15 protein-coding genes are annotated in these 15873 nt (G+C 70.8%); 10 read left to right on the top strand and 5 right to left on the bottom strand.

Annotated elements, in window-relative coordinates:
* Positions 1–37 precede the first annotated feature (37 nt).
* Genes ABZ354_RS14665 through ABZ354_RS14650 form a run of 4 tightly spaced genes read left to right on the top strand, consistent with a single transcriptional unit; the run spans position 38 to position 5827 of the window.
* Positions 38–1567: a GMC oxidoreductase gene (locus tag ABZ354_RS14665; RefSeq protein ID WP_358656613.1), complete on the top strand. Its 1530-nt coding sequence runs from the start codon at positions 38–40 to the stop codon at positions 1565–1567.
* A complete protein-coding gene (locus ABZ354_RS14660) occupies positions 1567–2910 on the top strand; it encodes a glycine betaine/L-proline ABC transporter ATP-binding protein (RefSeq protein ID WP_358656611.1) in 1344 nt (447 codons plus the stop codon). The genes ABZ354_RS14665 and ABZ354_RS14660 overlap by 1 nt, the downstream gene beginning before the upstream one ends.
* On the top strand, positions 2910–4859 hold the full coding sequence (locus ABZ354_RS14655; protein ID WP_358656609.1) for an ABC transporter permease subunit: 1950 nt from the start codon (positions 2910–2912) through the stop codon (positions 4857–4859). The genes ABZ354_RS14660 and ABZ354_RS14655 overlap by 1 nt, the downstream gene beginning before the upstream one ends.
* A gap of 5 nt (positions 4860–4864) precedes the next feature.
* A complete protein-coding gene (locus ABZ354_RS14650) occupies positions 4865–5827 on the top strand; it encodes an ABC transporter substrate-binding protein (protein WP_358656894.1) in 963 nt (320 codons plus the stop codon).
* A 6-nt stretch (positions 5828–5833) separates the two neighbouring features.
* Here ABZ354_RS14650 and ABZ354_RS14645 read toward each other — a convergent pair whose 3' ends face one another.
* The 3 genes from ABZ354_RS14645 to ABZ354_RS14635 form a co-directional block, all read right to left on the bottom strand.
* On the bottom strand, positions 5834–6565 hold the full coding sequence (locus ABZ354_RS14645; RefSeq protein ID WP_358656607.1) for an isocitrate lyase/phosphoenolpyruvate mutase family protein: 732 nt from the start codon (positions 6563–6565) through the stop codon (positions 5834–5836).
* Positions 6562–6720, bottom strand: coding sequence for a hypothetical protein (locus ABZ354_RS14640; RefSeq protein ID WP_358656605.1), 159 nt, complete (start codon positions 6718–6720; stop codon positions 6562–6564). The genes ABZ354_RS14645 and ABZ354_RS14640 overlap by 4 nt, the downstream gene beginning before the upstream one ends.
* A gap of 178 nt (positions 6721–6898) precedes the next feature.
* Positions 6899–7405 carry a carboxymuconolactone decarboxylase family protein gene (locus tag ABZ354_RS14635; protein WP_358656604.1) on the bottom strand — a complete coding sequence of 169 codons (507 nt, stop codon included), beginning with the start codon at positions 7403–7405 and terminating at the stop codon, positions 6899–6901.
* A 46-nt stretch (positions 7406–7451) separates the two neighbouring features.
* On the opposite strand from ABZ354_RS14635, the gene ABZ354_RS14630 reads away from it, so the two are divergent.
* From ABZ354_RS14630 to ABZ354_RS14605, 6 genes are all read left to right on the top strand, one after another.
* Complete coding sequence (locus ABZ354_RS14630) at positions 7452–8858, top strand: PLP-dependent aminotransferase family protein (protein WP_358656603.1); 1407 nt, start codon at positions 7452–7454, stop codon at positions 8856–8858.
* A 545-nt stretch (positions 8859–9403) separates the two neighbouring features.
* Entirely contained in the window at positions 9404–9868 is a 465-nt protein-coding gene (locus ABZ354_RS14625) for a hypothetical protein (protein WP_358656602.1), read from the top strand.
* Between the two features lie 7 nt (positions 9869–9875).
* Complete coding sequence (locus tag ABZ354_RS14620) at positions 9876–10961, top strand: hypothetical protein (protein ID WP_358656600.1); 1086 nt, start codon at positions 9876–9878, stop codon at positions 10959–10961.
* A gap of 26 nt (positions 10962–10987) precedes the next feature.
* On the top strand, positions 10988–11689 hold the full coding sequence (locus ABZ354_RS14615; protein ID WP_358656599.1) for an alpha/beta hydrolase: 702 nt from the start codon (positions 10988–10990) through the stop codon (positions 11687–11689).
* A gap of 92 nt (positions 11690–11781) precedes the next feature.
* Entirely contained in the window at positions 11782–12267 is a 486-nt protein-coding gene (locus ABZ354_RS14610; protein ID WP_358656892.1) for a hypothetical protein, read from the top strand.
* A gap of 147 nt (positions 12268–12414) precedes the next feature.
* Complete coding sequence (locus tag ABZ354_RS14605; RefSeq protein ID WP_358656597.1) at positions 12415–14538, top strand: hypothetical protein; 2124 nt, start codon at positions 12415–12417, stop codon at positions 14536–14538.
* 128 nt (positions 14539–14666) lie between these two features.
* Here the strand turns inward: ABZ354_RS14605 and ABZ354_RS14600 are convergent, their stop codons facing one another.
* Both ABZ354_RS14600 and ABZ354_RS14595 read right to left on the bottom strand, forming a co-directional pair.
* Positions 14667–15557 carry a septum formation family protein gene (locus tag ABZ354_RS14600; protein WP_358656595.1) on the bottom strand — a complete coding sequence of 297 codons (891 nt, stop codon included), beginning with the start codon at positions 15555–15557 and terminating at the stop codon, positions 14667–14669.
* Positions 15558–15759: 202 nt separating this feature from the next.
* Positions 15760–15873 (bottom strand): integrase core domain-containing protein (locus ABZ354_RS14595; protein WP_358656890.1); only part of this gene is annotated, 114 nt, incomplete at its 5' end.

Raw genomic sequence — 15873 nt, 5'->3', positions numbered from 1 at the left:
GTCCCCCCGCCTCCGGCCCTCTGGAGTAACACCCCCCATGCCCGAGACACCCCATGTCTACGACTACGTCGTCATCGGCGGCGGCACGGCAGGGTCCGTGATCGCTTCCCGGCTGACCGAGAACCCCGACGTCACCGTCGCCGTCATCGAGGGCGGCCCCAGCGACGTCGGCCGCGAGGACGTCCTGACACTGCGCCGCTGGATGGGCCTGCTCGGCGGCGAACTCGACTACGACTACCCCACGACCGAGCAGCCACGCGGCAACTCGCACATCCGGCACAGCCGCGCCCGCGTGCTCGGCGGCTGCTCCTCCCACAACACGCTCATCGCGTTCAAGCCGCTGCCGTCCGACTGGGACGAGTGGGAGGCGGCCGGGGCCACCGGCTGGGGCGCGGTGCCGATGGAGGCGTACTACGCCCGTCTGAAGAACAACATCGTGCCGGTCGGCGAGAAGGACCGGAACGCCATCGCCCGCGACTTCGTGGACGCCGCCCGGGGCGCGCTCGGCGTGCCGCGCGTCGAGGGCTTCAATCACAAGCCGTTCACGGAGGGCGCCGGCTTCTTCGACCTCGCCTACCACCCGGAGAACAACAAGCGGTCCTCGGCGTCGGTCGCCTACCTGCACCCGGTGATGGACGAGCGCCCCAACCTCCACCTCTACCTGGAGACCTGGGCGTACAGACTCCAGCTGGACGGGACCCGCGCCGAGGGCGTGCACGTCCGCGCCGAGGACGGCGAGGAGTTCCTGGTCCGCGCCCGCGACGAGGTGCTGCTGTGCGCCGGGGCCGTCGACTCGCCGCGGCTGCTGCTGCACTCCGGCATCGGCCCGAAGGACGACCTGGAGGCCCTCGGGATACCCGTCGTCCTCGATCTGCCCGGCGTCGGCGAGAACCTGCTCGACCACCCCGAGTCGGTCATCGTCTGGGAGACCGACGGGCCGATCCCGGAGAACTCCGCGATGGACTCCGACGCGGGCCTGTTCGTGCGCCGCGACCCCGGACACGCGGGTCCCGACCTGATGTTCCACTTCTACCAGATCCCGTTCACGGACCACCCGGAGCGACTGGGCTACCGGCGCCCGGAGTTCGGCGTCTCCATGACCCCGAACATCCCCAAGCCGAAGAGCCGCGGGCGCCTCAGCCTGACAAGCGCCGACCCGGCCGTGAAGCCCGCCCTGGACTTCCGGTACTTCACCGACGAGGACGACTACGACGGCCGCACCCTGGTCGACGGCATCAGGATCGCCCGTCGGATCGCGGCGACCGAGCCGCTCGCGCGCTGGCTCAAGCGCGAGGTGTGCCCCGGCCCCGACGTCACGGGCGACGAGGAACTGAGCGAGTACGCCCGCAAGGTGGCGCACACCGTGTACCACCCGGCGGGCACCTGCCGCATCGGCGCGGCGGACGACCGCGGGGCCGTCGTCGACCCCGAGCTGCGCGTGCGCGGCCTGGACGGCATCCGCGTCGCCGACGCGTCCGTCTTCCCGACCATGACCGCGGTGAACCCGATGATCGGTGTGCTCATGGTCGGTGAGCGGGCCGTCGACCTGATCGGAGGTGGTGCGTGATGAGTACGACCAGCACGAGGACCGGCGCCCGCGACCACGGCGGACACGGCAGGGAGGGCCCGGACGGCGAGTCGCCCGTCTTCTCCGTCGAGGGCCTGTGGAAGGTGTTCGGCCCCAAGTCCCACCGCATACCCGGCGACCCCCGACTGGCCGGTCTGGACGCCGCCGGGCTGCGCGCCCGCACCGGCTGCACGGCCGCCGTCCGCGACGTGACCTTCGACGTCCGCAAGAACGAGGTCTTCGTCGTCATGGGCCTGTCCGGGTCCGGCAAGTCCACGCTGGTGCGCTGCCTGACCCGGCTCATCGAGCCGACGGCCGGCCGTATCGCCATCGACGGCGAGGACGTCCGCGCCATGGACAAGTCCCGGCTGCGGGAACTGCGCCGGCACCGGGCCGCGATGGTCTTCCAGCACTTCGGTCTCCTCCCGCACCGCACCGTCCTGGACAACGTGGCCCACGGCCTGGAGATCCAGGGCATGGGCAGGGCCGAGCGCCGCGCCAAGGCCGCCGAGGTCGTCGCCAAGGTGGGCCTTGAGGGCATGGAGCAGCGCAGACCCGCCCAGCTGTCCGGCGGTCAGCGCCAGCGCGTCGGGCTGGCCCGCGCCCTCGCCGTCGACCCCGAGGTGCTGCTGTTCGACGAGCCGTTCAGCGCGCTCGACCCGCTGATCCGGCGCGACATGCAGGAGGAGGTGATCCGGCTGCACCACGAGGAGGGGCGCACGATGGTCTTCATCACCCACGACCTGAACGAGGCCCTCCGCCTCGGCGACCGCATCGCCCTGATGCGCGACGGGAAGATCGTGCAGCTCGGCACGCCCGAGCAGATCGTGGGCTCGCCCGCCGACGACTACGTTCGCGCGTTCGTCCGCGACGTGCCGCGCGAGCAGGTCATGACGGTCCGTACGGCGATGCGGGCGGCCCGCGCCGACGAGGTGGGCCACGGCCCGGCGGTCGCCCCCGACGCGACGGTCTCCGAGGCGATCGAGGCCGTGTCGCGCGCGGGCACCACCGCCCGGGTGATGGACGGCGGCCGGTGCCTGGGCGTCGTCGACCCGGCCGCGCTGCTGCACGTCGTCGCGGGCTCCGCCCCCGGCTCCGCCGCCGGGCGGGCGGCGCCCGGCCCGCAGGACCCGGCGCCGCTCCCGCGCAGAGAACGCACCCGCCGCCCCGGCCCGGGCGCGACCGGCACCGGTACCGGTCCGGGCCCAGGTCCGACCGGCAGCGGCACACACGCTGCCGCCACCGGCCCGGACCCGACCGGCACCGGCCCGCACCCTGCCGCCCCCGGTCCTGCCGCCCCCGGCCCGGACGCCCACGGCACCGCCACCGGGGAGCCGGTCTGATGGCGACGATCACCGCGACCACGCGGAAGACGTCACCACCGGGCATCCCGGCCAGCCGGGCGGTCCGCAAGCTGCTCGCCCTCGCGCTGCTCGCGGCGGTCCTCGTCCCGCTCGCCGTCGCCCGGTGGGGCGGCGCGAGCTGGCCCGCCGAGCTCACGGTGGATTTCACCGGGCCGCTCGGCAGGACCAGCGACTGGATCATCGACAACCGCGACAGCCACCCGCTGTTCCTGTACTTCTTCGGCCACGTCAGCAACGTCGTCGTCATCTCCGTACGGGCCGTCTACCTCGCCCTGCTCGGCATCGGCTGGGCGGGCGTCACGGCGGTCGGCGCGCTGATCGCGTGGCGCGTCGCGGGTGTCCGCCTGGCCGTCGGCACGGCGCTGGCGTTCCTCGCGTGCGGCGCCCTCGGCATGTGGGTGCCGACCATGCAGACCCTCGCGCTCATGGTCGTGGCAGTCGCCCTGTCGGTGGCCGTGGGCACGCTGCTGGGGCTGGCGGCGGGTCTGTCGGACCGTATGGAACGCGTCCTGCGCCCGGTGCTGGACACCATGCAGGTGCTCCCGGCCTTCGCGTACCTCCTCCCCGTGGTGCTGGTCTTCGGCATCGGCGTCCCCGCCGCCGTCCTCGCGACCGTCGTCTACGCCGCGCCGCCCATGGCCCGGCTCACCGCGCTCGGCCTGCGCGGCGCCGACACGGAGGTGCTGGAGGCCGTCGAGTCGCTCGGCTCCACGGCACGGCAGCGCCTGCTGACCGCGCGCATCCCGCTCGCCCGCAGGGAACTCCTCCTCGGCGTCAACCAGACGATCATGATGGCGCTGTCCATGGCGGTCATCGCGTCCGTGATCGGCGCGGGCGGCCTCGGTGACCGCGTCTACCAGGCGCTCGCCTCGGTCGACGTGGGCGCCGCGCTCGCCGCCGGCATTCCGATCGTGCTGCTGGCCGTCGTCCTGGACCGGGTGACCGCCGCGGCCGGAGCCGGACTCGGCGACGAGGACGACCCGGAGCCCCGCGTGTACGGGCTGTACGCGCTGCTCGCCGCCGCGGCCGTCGCGGTCGCCGGCCGTCTCCTGGACCGCCGGGAGTGGCCGGACGCCGCCACCGTGAACATCGCCGAGCCCGTCAACCGGGCCGTCGACTGGATGACCGGCCACCTGTACTCGGGCGTGCCCGTCGTCGGCGGCACCGCCGACTGGGCGGGCCGCTTCACCACCTGGGTCCTGGACCCGCTGCGCGACGGCCTCCAGTGGCTGCCCTGGTGGGCCGTCCTGCTCACGGTCGCCGCCCTGGCCTGGCTGATCGGCACCTGGCGCACCGCGCTGACCGCCGTACTCGCCATGGCCGCCATCGGCGTACTGGGCGTGTGGAAGCCGTCCCTGGACACGCTCTCCCAGGTCCTGGCAGCCGTGGCCGTCACTCTCGTCCTCGGCTTCGCCACCGGCATCGCCGCCGCCCGCAGCGACCGCTTCGAACGGCTGCTGCGCCCGGTGCTGGACGTGTTCCAGACGATGCCGCAGTTCGTGTACCTGATCCCGGTCGTCGCCCTGTTCGGCGTGGGCCGCGCGCCGGCGGTCGCGGCGGCCGTCGTGTACGCGCTCCCCGCCGTCGTCCGCATCACCACGCAGGGACTGCGCCAGGTCGACCACGCCGCACTCGAATCGGCCCGCTCGCTCGGCGCGACCGGCGGCCAGCAGCTCCGTCAGGTGCAGCTGCCGCTGGCCCGCCCGGCGTTGCTGCTCGCCGTCAACCAGGGCGTGGTCCTCGTCCTCGCCGTCGTCATCATCGGCGGCCTGGTCGGCGGCGGCGCGCTCGGCTACGACGTCGTGTTCGGCCTCGCACAGGGCGACCTGGCGACCGGTCTGGTGGCCGGCGCCGCGATCGTCTGCCTGGGGCTGATGCTGGACCGGGTGACGCAGCCGACCGAACGCCGCGCGAAGAAGGGAGCGTGAGTGACATGCGACGTCGTACGCAGACGGCGGCGGCCGTAGGGGGTTCCCTTCTGCTGCTGACGCTCACGGGATGCGGCGCGGCCGACATGACCGAGCAGCCCTCGCCGTTCGCGAACGCCGAGGGCGCCAAGACGGTCACCCTGTCCGTGCAGTCCTGGGTGGGCGCGCAGTCCAACGTGGCCGTCGCCCAGTACCTGCTGGAGCACGAGCTGGGCTACCGCGTCGACACCGTCCAGGTCGACGAGGTCCCGGCCTGGGACGCCCTCAGCCAGGGCCGTGTCGACGCGATCCTGGAGGACTGGGGTCACCCGGACCAGGAGGCTCGGTACGTCAAGGACAAGAAGACGATCACGCGCGGCGGCGACCTCGGCGTCACCGGGCACATCGGCTGGTACGTCCCGACGTACTTCGCCGAGCAGCACCCGGACGTCACGGACTGGAAGAACCTCGACACGTACGCCGAGCGGTTCCGCACCCCGGAGAGCGGCGGCAAGGGCCAGCTGATGGACGGTTCGCCGTCCTACGTCACCAACGACAAGGCGCTGGTGAAGAACCTGAAGCTGGACTACCAGGTGGTGTTCGCGGGGTCCGAGGCGGCGCAGATCACGCAGATGAAGCAGTTCGCCAAGGAGAAGAAGCCCTTCCTCACCTACTGGTACGAGCCGCAGTGGCTGTTCGAGAAGGTCCCGATGACCGAGGTGAAGCTGCCGCCGTACGAGGAGGGCTGCGACGCCGACCCCGAGAAGGTGGCCTGCGCCTATCCGCACACGCCGCTGCAGAAGTACCTGAACTCGGACTTCGCGGCGGCCGGCGGCAGCGCGGCGGACTTCCTGCGGAAGTTCACGTGGTCGAAGGAGGACCAGAACGAGGTCTCCCTGATGATCGCCGAACAGAAGCTGTCGCCCGGGGAGGCGGCGAAGAAGTGGGTGGACAGCCACGAGTCCACGTGGCGGCCGTGGCTGTCCTGACCCGCCTCACCGCATGAGGAGCCCGGCCGCGAGATCGTCGCGCAGCGCCTGAGCGGTCCTGAGCTGCAGGCCGGGACCGAAGGTGACCCTGGTGGCCCCTCGCGCGCCCAGTTCGGCGGGGGAGGGGCCGCCGTCGTCCACGGTGCCGTGCATGTTCAGCGGCCCTTCGATACCGGCCCGCAGCAGGGGCAGTACGCCGACGGGGGCGCCGATCGGATACACGCAGTCGGCACCGGCGGCGACGTACGCCGCGGCCCGCTCGACGGCCGCTTCGGGATCGGCGACCCCGCACACGAAGGTGTCCACGCGCGCGTTGACGAAGATCTGCCCGGCGGCCAGCTCGCACACCTCGCCGAGCCAGTCGGCGTGCCGCCGGGGATCCTTCAGGGCACCGCCCTCGGAGTCCTCGAGATTGCACCCGACGACACCGGCCTCCCCGAGCCGCTCCACCAGTTCCTTCGGCGCGAGCCCGTACCCGCCCTCGACGTCCGCGGACACCGGCACGTCCACGGCCCGCGCGATCCGCGCGACCGCCGCGAACATCTCGTCGGCCGGGGTCTGTCCGTCCTCGTACCCGAGGGAGGCGGCGACCCCGGCGCTGGGCGTGGCGAGGGCCGGGAACCCGGCGTCGGCGAGGACACGGGCGCTCGCCGCGTCCCACGGCCCGGGGAGTACCAGCGGATCGCCGGGCGGGCGGGACAGGTGCAGCGTGCGAAAGGCCTCGGCCTGCTTGTTCACGGCTCGGTGCTCCCGGGGGTATGTCGCCGGCTGACCACCAGCCGGTTCGAGCTGCTGACGACGGTGAGGACCGCGAGGGCGGCCCGTTCCCGTTCGTCGAGGACGCCGCCGGCCTCCTTCCGGAGGGCCGGCAGATCCAACCTTCGCTCACTCACCCCGGACTTCCGGGCAACCGCGGGGCGCATGTCGTGGCCGAGGCCCACGTGTCGAGCCGGGAGGCGCGGACCCGAACCGGCTCGGCGGTGGCGTGATCGCCGAGCCGGTTTCCTTCCTCGGCGCGCAACCGCGCCCCGCGGGGCGGGACCGCGCGCCGAAGGCGGGCGGTACGGCCTGTCAGTGCTGTCCGGGCTGGTAGTGACCGGGCGTCAGGCGGCAGGTCACACCGAAGCGGTTCCACGCGTTGATGGCCGCGATCATGGCGATGAGGTGGGCGAGCTCGGCCTCCTCGAAATGCGCGGCTGCGTGCTCGTAGACGGCGTCGGGCACGAACCCGTCGGTGAGGACGGTGACGGCCTCGGTCAGCGCGAGGGCGGCGAGTTCCTTCTCGGTGTAGAAGTGCCGCGACTCCTCCCAGGCGCTGAGCTGGATGATCCGCTCGGCGCTCTCGCCCGCCGCGAGGGCGTCCTTGCTGTGCATGTCGACGCAGAGGGCGCAGTGGTTGATCTGGGAGGCACGGACCATCACCAGCTGGGCCAGCGTGGGGTCGAGTCCCTGCCGGGCGACCGTCTCGAGCCGGACCATGGCCTTGAGGACGTCGGGGGCGAGCCGTGCCCACTCCAGGCGCGGGGGGACTTCGGGGGCGTAGGGGGCGGATTCCGTCGGGCGGGTTGTGGTCGTCATACCGCGACCCTAGGAGGAAAGCAGCCCAGCGGTATGGTCCATTTCCATGTCGGACAGCTGGGCCACTTTGGGCGTAGACCTGCACCTGGAGGCACGGGGATCAACGACTCCCGGCCCGCACAGGGGATTGCGCAAGGGGGTGACGGACGCCCTGCGCGAGGCCGTCCGCACCGGCAGGCTGCCGCCGGGCACGCGACTGCCCTCCTCCCGCGTGCTCGCCGCCGACCTGGGCATCGCCCGCAACACGGTCGCGGACGCGTACGCCGACCTCGTCGCGGAGGGCTGGCTGACGGCGCGGCAGGGCTCGGGCACGCGGGTGGCGGAACGGACGGTGGCCCGGCCGGGAGGCGCGCCCCGCTCCCCCCGCAAACCGTCCCGGCCGGCGTACGACCTGCGTCCGGGCACCCCCGACCTGTCGGCGTTCCCGCGCACGGCCTGGCTCAAGGCGGCCCGCCGCGCGCTGGCGGCGGCGCCGTACGACGTACTCGACTACGGCGACCCGCGAGGCCGTCCGGAACTGCGGTCCGCCCTCGCGGACTACCTCGTCCGCGCCCGCGGCGTCCGCGCCGACCCGGAACGCATCGTGGTGTGCGGCGGCTTCGTGCACGGGCTGCGCCTGCTCGGCCAGGTGCTGAGGGCGCGCGGGGCGCAGACCGTCGCGGTCGAGTCGTACGGCCTGGACGCGCACTGGTCACTGCTGCGCGGGGCGGGTCTGGGGGTGGTGCCCCTGCCGTTCGACGCACGGGGCACGGACCCGTCGGGCCTGGGGGAGGAGGGCGCGGTGCTGCTGACGCCGGCCCACCAGTTCCCGATGGGCGTACCCCTGCACCGGGACCGGCGGGCGACGGTGGTGGACTGGGCCCGGCGCACGGGGGGCCTGGTCCTGGAGGACGACTACGACGGCGAATTCCGCTACGACCGGCAGCCGTTCGGCGCTCTGCAGGGCCTGGACCCGGACCGCGTGGTGTATCTCGGCACGGCCAGCAAATCCCTGGCCCCCGGGCTGCGCCTGGCGTGGATGGTGCTGCCGCCGGACCTGGTGCACGAGGTCACGCGGGCGAAGGGCCACGTCGACCTGTGCGGGGCGCTGGACCAGCTGACGCTCGCGGAGTTCATCACGTCGGGCGCCTACGACCGCCACGTACGCGCCTCCCGCCTGCGCTACCGGCGCCGCCGGGACACCCTGATCGAGGGCCTGGCGGCCCACGCCCCCGACGTCACGGTCACCGGCATCGCGGCGGGCCTGCACGCGGTACTCCGCCTCCCGCCCGGCACGGAGAAACCGGTGGTCCAGTCGGCGACCTGGCAGCACCTGGCCCTGCACGGCCTGTCCACCTACCGCCACGAGTCCGCTCGCGCGGAACGGCTGGACGCCCTGGTGGTGGGCTACGGCACCCCTCCGGGGCATGCGTGGGGGGCGACGCTGGGGGCGTTGTACCGGGTGCTGCCGTAGGGGTGACGGCCGGGGCGTGGGGGCGTGCGGGGCCGGCACGGACCGGCGCCGCACGCTGCCGGGTCAGTCCGTCGCCCCGAGCGGACCTGCCGGAGTCCCGCACGAGCGCGTACGAGGTGGCGAAGTAGCACGCAGCCTCGGCTACGCCCCAGCGGGGCGATGCGCCGCGCGGTAGTCATCAACGGCACGACGAGCAGGAAGACGCCGACGGGCTGCCCGAGTGCCGCGATCAGGGCACGCATGCGGTTGGAGGCTCGGACACGTCAACGACTGCCTCGATAGTGGCGACTGGCTTGGACGACGACACCACCGCGACGGAGCTGAGGCACGGACGATGTATCAGGCGCTCCAGGATCCCGGGCCTACGCACTGTCCGGTCATCAAATCGCAGTCTCTGCTGAGTACGGATGCTCAAGCGCCGTGATGACCGATACGGATGGGTCACGTAGTGACGGGGCGTTACCGTTCGTCCGATCACCGCGACTACGCGTCGCATGTTGAGTATCCGCTCGGCGGCGCCTGAGAGGAACGGGGAGGGTCCACGCATGGCGTGGGAGGAATGGGAGCAACTGAAGGCCGCGGCAGTCGGCCGCCAGTCCGCTCACATGCAGCTCAACCGCATGCCGGTTGACCAGGGCGGCACCAGCACCGGTGACGCTTACGGTCCTCCGGCTGGCGACTTGAGGTCGGACAAGGCGGCGTGGTCGAAGGCCGGGGAAGGCATCAGCGACCTGCGGGACAACATCAGCAAGGCACTGATCAAGCTGAAGGACAGCCAGACGGGTCTCAGCAAGGACTCCCAGTGTGTGACCGCAGCGGCTCAGGGGGGCGTGTACGACTCTTGGGAGCGTCGGGTGAGGGACATCGGGGAGCTGTGCTCCGGGCTCGCCGACGTACTGGAGAAGACGGGCAACGACCAGCTCGGGACCGACGAAGCCATCAAGGCAGAGATCGCCAAGCTGAGGGTCGCCTCCGAGGACGCCTCCTCTACCGACGGCAAGGGCCGGTGATCAAAGCATGGACCTCAAGACCCTGAAGGCCTTAGCGCCGTCTGAGTACGCCGAAGCAGCGGACGGGTACCGCGCGGTGAGAGACATGGCCGATGCGGCCAGAGAGCGGGTCGACAAGCAGATTTCCACGGCCATGCAGAAGGCCAACGAGGGTGAGGCCGCGGAAGCGGCACAGAAGCAGTTGAAGAAGCTCTCGGCGAACTTCCACTACACCCAGGTCGAATGCGGCCTGATCAGCGGAGCCCTCAACGGTTTCTCGTCCGAAATCATCGCCCCGAGACGTCGCTTGACCGAGGCACTGGAGGAGGCGGCAGCCCTGGGTTTCCCTGTTAGTGCAAGTGGTGACGTCACCTTTCCCGCAGGAGGTAAGAACGAACTCACCGGGGACAAGATTCCCGGTGGCACAATTGTGGGCAACAACGGCATGCTGGGCCCCAGCAACAGAGGGATCTATGGTCCGGACAGCAACGGGTTGTACGGACCGGATGCGACGAATCAGGAAATTAACCCTCACCGTGGGAATCCGCACTTGGCGAAGGCCCAGGACATCGCGGACCGCATCGCTCATGCCCTGCGCGAGGCCGAAGAAATCGACGATCGGTACCAGGAGGCGTTACGGAAGCTCAAGGCAGCTCCCGGGCTGGAGGTTGGAACAAAGACCTGGGCGGACACCGCCGCCGACACCGCAGCCGTGGGAAGCGCTGCAGCGAATTACCTCGAGGACAACATCCCCTTGGACAAGTCGCCCGCCGCTCGCAAGAGTTGGTGGGACCATCTCTCGCAAGAACAGCGGGACGAGTACCTGGCGCTCTACCCTGACGTGATCGGGAACTTGGACGGCATTCCAGTCGCGGCGCGAGACGAGGCAAACCGGGAGAATGTGGAGCTCCTCATCGGGAAGCTCTCGGAACGGGATGACGAGGAGTCGAGGACGATGCTGGACGGGCTGAAGGGAATTCAAAGGAAGCTGCACGAACGAAGTGTGCCCCCGATGTATCTCCTCGGCATCGGAGACGAAGGCAACGGCCGCGCAATTGTGTCCTATGGAAATCCGGATGTGAAGCCGACCCGCACAACTCGACTGCGTCGATAGTCTGGCTCGGTTATGACGCGCCTCAGTTGTCTCCGTCGGATCTCGCCGCCAACACGGATGTCATGCGCAGGGACGATGCCGAGGCCGGAGCACCTGCGTACAACCGCTTCATGGCAGGAATCTCAGCCACGAATGAGAACGCGGACCCGCACATCACGGCTATTGGGCACTCCTACGGTTCTCTCACCGTCGGTTTGGCAGCCCAAGAGAAGGGCGGGATCCCAGGAGCCGATGACATCATCCTTGTCGGCAGCCCCGGGACCGGCGCAAAGACTGCCGACGAGCTCAACGTCGGCAAGGACCATGTCTTCGTCGGTGCTGCGGACAACGACATCGTCACTAAACTCCCCAATCACAATGAAGCCAGCGGAATGGGTGCTGGAGCTGCCGGAGGAGGCTCGGCAGGCTTGGTCTTGGGTTTGGGGATGGGCGGCCCTGTGGGAGGAGTCGTCGGCGGTGCCGTCGGCACTGCCGTGGGCGGCTTGGCAGGCTATATGGCCCAGGACCAACAGACCGACCCCGGCGAGATCTGGTTCGGAACCGACCCGGCGAACAAGGAGTTCGAAGCCACACGTTTCCTGGTCGACGATGGCCCTACCGTAATTCAGGGCGGAACTGATGCGCATTCTCAATATTTCACCCCCACAAAGGATCAGATGTCAGCCGACAATATCGCGCACATCGTGGTGGGGAAGTCCGACGACATTATCTTGGAGCAGCCGCGATGAGGGGCGTCAGGGCCGTTGCGCTGGCCGGAATTCTGTTTCTTGCGGGATGCGGAACTTCACAGCCGGCCGATGAAGGGAAGCCGAAGGTGAACATGCAGGAAGCGGCCGAACGTGCCGACGAAATTCTGGACAAGACGTTCGCTGCCATCAAACCCGCCGTCCACTGGACCCACGGAGAGACGACAACGGGCAGCTGCGACGTGTCACGACGCCGCGCCGTAATGACCATGATCTCGCCGGAACGCAGAGGCAGTTTCCTCGGAGTGGTGGAACGTCATTGGAAGGCAGAGGGCTATCGTCGGCTGGGCGTCAACCGGAGCGCCAAGGGCCCCGCGACATACTTCGAGACACCCGACCAGTTCCGTGTGCGTCTTCTCGTCGGCGGCAATGGCCAAGCCTTCTTCGAGGTCGCCACACCTTGCGTGGCCACGTCGCCGGTGTCGCCGCCGACGGCCGATACGGTCGGCCCGAATTATGCAGGAGGGCCCATCCCCGATCCCGACATCCGCTCTGACTTCTGGTCGAAACCCCACCCGATCTCCTCCGAAGCCCCGCCGACTTCGTCGCATGACAACTGAAGCGCCCGAAGACGCACGAACCGTCGCACGGCAGCCGGGTCACGCGGGGCCGGCTCCGGATCCGTGCTGCCGGCCGCACGGTCGGACGCGTACCGTCCCCTCTCATAAGCAAGGTGCGGGCCGCCCCCGTGCGGCACACTGCCAGTCATGGTCAGCGGTGCACGATTACGCGGGGAGACATCCGCGACTGTTCTGATCGCCTCGATCATCCTGGCTCTCCTGGTGGGCAGTTACCTCATCCACACATGGCGGACCACGGCGTCCCTGGCCGATCCCTTCGACACGTTCGTCGGTTCGCTCGGGCTGCTGCTCCCCGGGTTCTACGCGTTGTGGCGGCGGTCCAGGCCGCAGCCGCCGCAGACTCCTCCCTCCCGGGAGCAGTGGCTGACCGCCCTTGCGACAGCCGAGCGTGATCGCCTCCAGGAGGACTTGCGCGACCGCGGCGTCGAGGTCGCCTGTATCGCCGTTCCGTGGGAGGCCGCGCCCGAGCTCGCCGACAGCGGTGCGACAGCGGCCCACGACCCGCCGGACAACGGCCGCGTCGACCAGCTGCGGCAGCATCTCTGGTCGGGACGCCAGCCCGCCCGGGTAGTGGTCTGCGGCCCGGCAGGCTCCGGCAAGAGCATCGCCCTGCACCTGCTGGCCGAGCGACTCCTGGTCTCGGCCACCAGCGGGCAGAACGCCGGCGGCCCCGTGCCGGTGGTGCTGTCGCTGGCCGGGTGGGAAGCACACCAGCCGCTGTATCCGTGGCTGATCGCACAGATCGCGGAGCGCTACCCGGCCGTCGTCGGTCCGGAGAGCGGGGTCGACGCGCAGGACCTCACCCGCGGCCTGGTGCGGGACGGCGCCGTCGTGCCGTTCCTGGACGGCTTCGACGAGATGGCCGGTCCGGAGCGGCCCGCGTTGCTGCGGGCACTCAACCAGGCACTGGGGTCGAGCCTGTCGGTCGCACTGGCCTCCAGGGAGGAACAGTTCCGCGAAGCGGTGTCCAGGGCCGGAGCCGTACGGGGTTCCGTGGCGATACGCCTGCGCCCGTTGGACCCGCAGCACTTCGCGGACTTCCTCGCCGACTCGCGCACCCCGAACCGTCCCGCCTGGCTTCCCCTGCTGGACGCGATGCGCGCCGGGCAGGCAGCCCCGGCCAGGGGAGTCTTCACCACCCCCCTCATGCAGTGGCTCGGCCTCCAGGTGTACCGCGGCGGCGCCGCAGTCCCCCTGGAACTGGCGGACACGACGCGGTTTCCCGCCGCCCAGGACATCGAACGGCACCTGCTGGCCGCGTTGGTCCCTGCCGTCTTCGACCCGCTGAACAACGGCCTGCCTGCCGGCCGGCGCTGGACAGCCCGCCGCGCCCTGCGCCTGCTGCGCTTCCTCGCGGAGCAGCCGGGTGACGGCGGCATCCAGTGGTGGATGCTCTACCGCCGGGCCCAGTGGCAACTCGCCCTGTTCTACGGCCTGCTGCTCACCGCGCTGACGACGGGCCTCTCCTGGCTCTCGCGGACGGCGGGGACCGCGGCGCTGGCGGGTGCGCTGTGGGGGACGGTGTGCGGGGCGGCGTTCGCGATGGCCTACGCGGTCACCCGGCGCGAGGAGTACCGGTCCCGCTCAGCCGTCCCGGGCGGCTTCCGCTCGGAACTGAACGGAAGGAGCGTCCTGTCCAGGGTCGTGCGGCTGCTTCCCGTCCTGGCCGCGGCGGGCGCGGTCGGCCAGCATGTCACGGGCCTGCTGTTCGCTCCGCTGCACTGGCCCGACCTGTGGGCGCTGCTCGGCCAGGGGGTGGTGCTGTCCGTCGTCGCGGGACTCTGCGGCGGATTCGCCGCGGGGACCGTGCTGGACCGTGTGCACACGCTGGACGCGAACGTCGCCCCGGCGAACGCCACCCGGCCCCTCGAACTGCTGCGCCGCGACAGCAAGGCCACGGGCGCGCTCGCCCTCTGCCACGTCGTCGCGACGGTGCTGGTCACCTGGATCGCCTGGTCGCTGATTCTGGGCCGGACCCCGCCGGGCGTGTTCCTGGCCGTGGCTGTCGCGTCGGCTGCCGTGGTCGGCCCCGGCCTGTTCACCGCCTGGCCGGTCTTCCGGGCCGCCCACGCCTGGTATGTCCTGCGTGACCGGCTGCCGCTCCGGTTCGGCGAGTTCATGACCACCGCTCAGGCCGCGGGTGTACTCCGTGAGGAAGGGGTCAGATACCACTTCCGCCACGCCCTGCTGCGCGCGGCCCTACGACGTGAGAACCGGGCGCCCGCGCGCACCGGGCAACTCGGCCCGTGAGCCGGCCGCCGGACGCGCACCGCGAGGGACACGTCTTTTCCCCGGCGGCGCCCGCACGGACAGACCACAGGAAGCGGGCCGGCTCCGGACCCCGGACGGACCCGGCACACCGCTCACCCGTCGGAGCGTCAGCTCGCCGCCCAGACCTCGGCGTCCTCGGCCGGGACGGTGGTGGCCAGGCCCAGTTCCCTGCGGGCGGCGGTCGACTTGTTCGGGTCGATGCCGGTGAACGCCGGATCGTAGGCGATGTAGAACGCGTCGGGATCGGCGGCGTTCGCGGCCCTGTTCCAGTGCCCGGCCGCCTTCGTCAGCGTCGAGCGGAGCTTTCCGACCTCCGTGCCCTTGATGCCGTTCAGGCCCTCGACGTGGGTGTCGAGGGCCGCCGCGACGGCCTTGGCCAACGCCTTGTAGCCGGCCAGGTCGTCCTCGACGTTCTCCTTCTCGGGCTGGTTCGCCCACAGGGCCTCGTAGACCGCGTTCGCACCCTTGAGGTACGTGGCCTGCTCGGGCTTGAGGGACTTCGCGGTGTCCAGCGAGCCGCTGAACGTGCCCTTCTCCACGGTGTAGGTGCAGCTCACCGCGCGGTCGCCCGTCGCCCAGCTGTCCTTGGTCGGGGTGTAGTAGAAGAGGGCGACGCCCTGGGGGAGCGCCCAGGTGTCCGGGGCGTACTTCTGCGCCTCGACGGGGCAGCGGTTGTCCGCGATCGTCGAGATCGCGTCGTCGCCGGGGTACGCCTTGCCGTCGTCGATCGCGAGCTCGCCGACGACCTGGCCCTCGTGCGCCTCGTCGCAGGGCACGATCTCGACGGCGTACGCCGTCCCCTCGGCCTTGCCGTTCGGGTTGTAGCAGTCGCCGATGTCCAGGGAGAACACCGAGCGCTGGCGAGCCACCTTCTTCGCGCCGTCCTTGGCGCTGTCGACGGCGTCGGAGACGTCCGAGCACCCCGCAGAGCCGATCGCGAGCAGGGCGACGACGGCGGATATGCCGCGAAGGGGACGGTAGGGGGTACGGACTGGCATGACGTGTACATCCTCTGAAGTGATCTTTTCGAGGGTTGCGCGCATCGCATGCCATTCCTGTGACCCGGCTGTGCGAAGGCCCTCACCTCACCGCGGCGTCTCTGACTCGCGACAGGTGGGGAGGGTTGTATGCGGGTCGCCGCGCGACGCCACAGGGGTGCGGCGGATCAGCCGGCCGTCGGCGGCGCCTAGGTGTACTCGGTCATGGCGTTGGTGACAGTCGGCTGATCGGGGGTTGGCCTGCGAGCGCGGTGTGTCGGCGTTGAGTGTTGTAGAAGGTCAGCCATGGTGCCAGGGCCTGGGCGCGTTCGGTGTT

Source organism: Streptomyces sp. NPDC005925 (assembly GCF_040638805.1).
Lineage (GTDB): Bacteria > Actinomycetota > Actinomycetes > Streptomycetales > Streptomycetaceae > Streptomyces.
The sequence above is the reverse complement of the archived record's forward strand: the minus strand, read 5'-3'. Positions and strand labels throughout refer to the sequence as shown.

What these genes read in the sequence shown, in the direction of transcription:
- ABZ354_RS14635 (WP_358656604.1), bottom strand. Translation starts at nt 7,405, where the DNA reads ATGACGACCACAACCCGCCCGACGGAATCCGCCCCCTACGCCCCCGAA.
- ABZ354_RS14665 (WP_358656613.1), top strand. Translation starts at nt 38, where the DNA reads ATGCCCGAGACACCCCATGTCTACGACTACGTCGTCATCGGCGGCGGC.
- ABZ354_RS14620 (WP_358656600.1), top strand. Translation starts at nt 9,876, where the DNA reads ATGGACCTCAAGACCCTGAAGGCCTTAGCGCCGTCTGAGTACGCCGAA.
- ABZ354_RS14605 (WP_358656597.1), top strand. Translation starts at nt 12,415, where the DNA reads ATGGTCAGCGGTGCACGATTACGCGGGGAGACATCCGCGACTGTTCTG.
- ABZ354_RS14625 (WP_358656602.1), top strand. Translation starts at nt 9,404, where the DNA reads ATGGCGTGGGAGGAATGGGAGCAACTGAAGGCCGCGGCAGTCGGCCGC.
- ABZ354_RS14600 (WP_358656595.1), bottom strand. Translation starts at nt 15,557, where the DNA reads ATGCCAGTCCGTACCCCCTACCGTCCCCTTCGCGGCATATCCGCCGTC.
- ABZ354_RS14650 (WP_358656894.1), top strand. Translation starts at nt 4,865, where the DNA reads ATGCGACGTCGTACGCAGACGGCGGCGGCCGTAGGGGGTTCCCTTCTG.
- ABZ354_RS14655 (WP_358656609.1), top strand. Translation starts at nt 2,910, where the DNA reads ATGGCGACGATCACCGCGACCACGCGGAAGACGTCACCACCGGGCATC.
- ABZ354_RS14610 (WP_358656892.1), top strand. Translation starts at nt 11,782, where the DNA reads ATGCAGGAAGCGGCCGAACGTGCCGACGAAATTCTGGACAAGACGTTC.
- ABZ354_RS14630 (WP_358656603.1), top strand. Translation starts at nt 7,452, where the DNA reads ATGTCGGACAGCTGGGCCACTTTGGGCGTAGACCTGCACCTGGAGGCA.
- ABZ354_RS14660 (WP_358656611.1), top strand. Translation starts at nt 1,567, where the DNA reads ATGAGTACGACCAGCACGAGGACCGGCGCCCGCGACCACGGCGGACAC.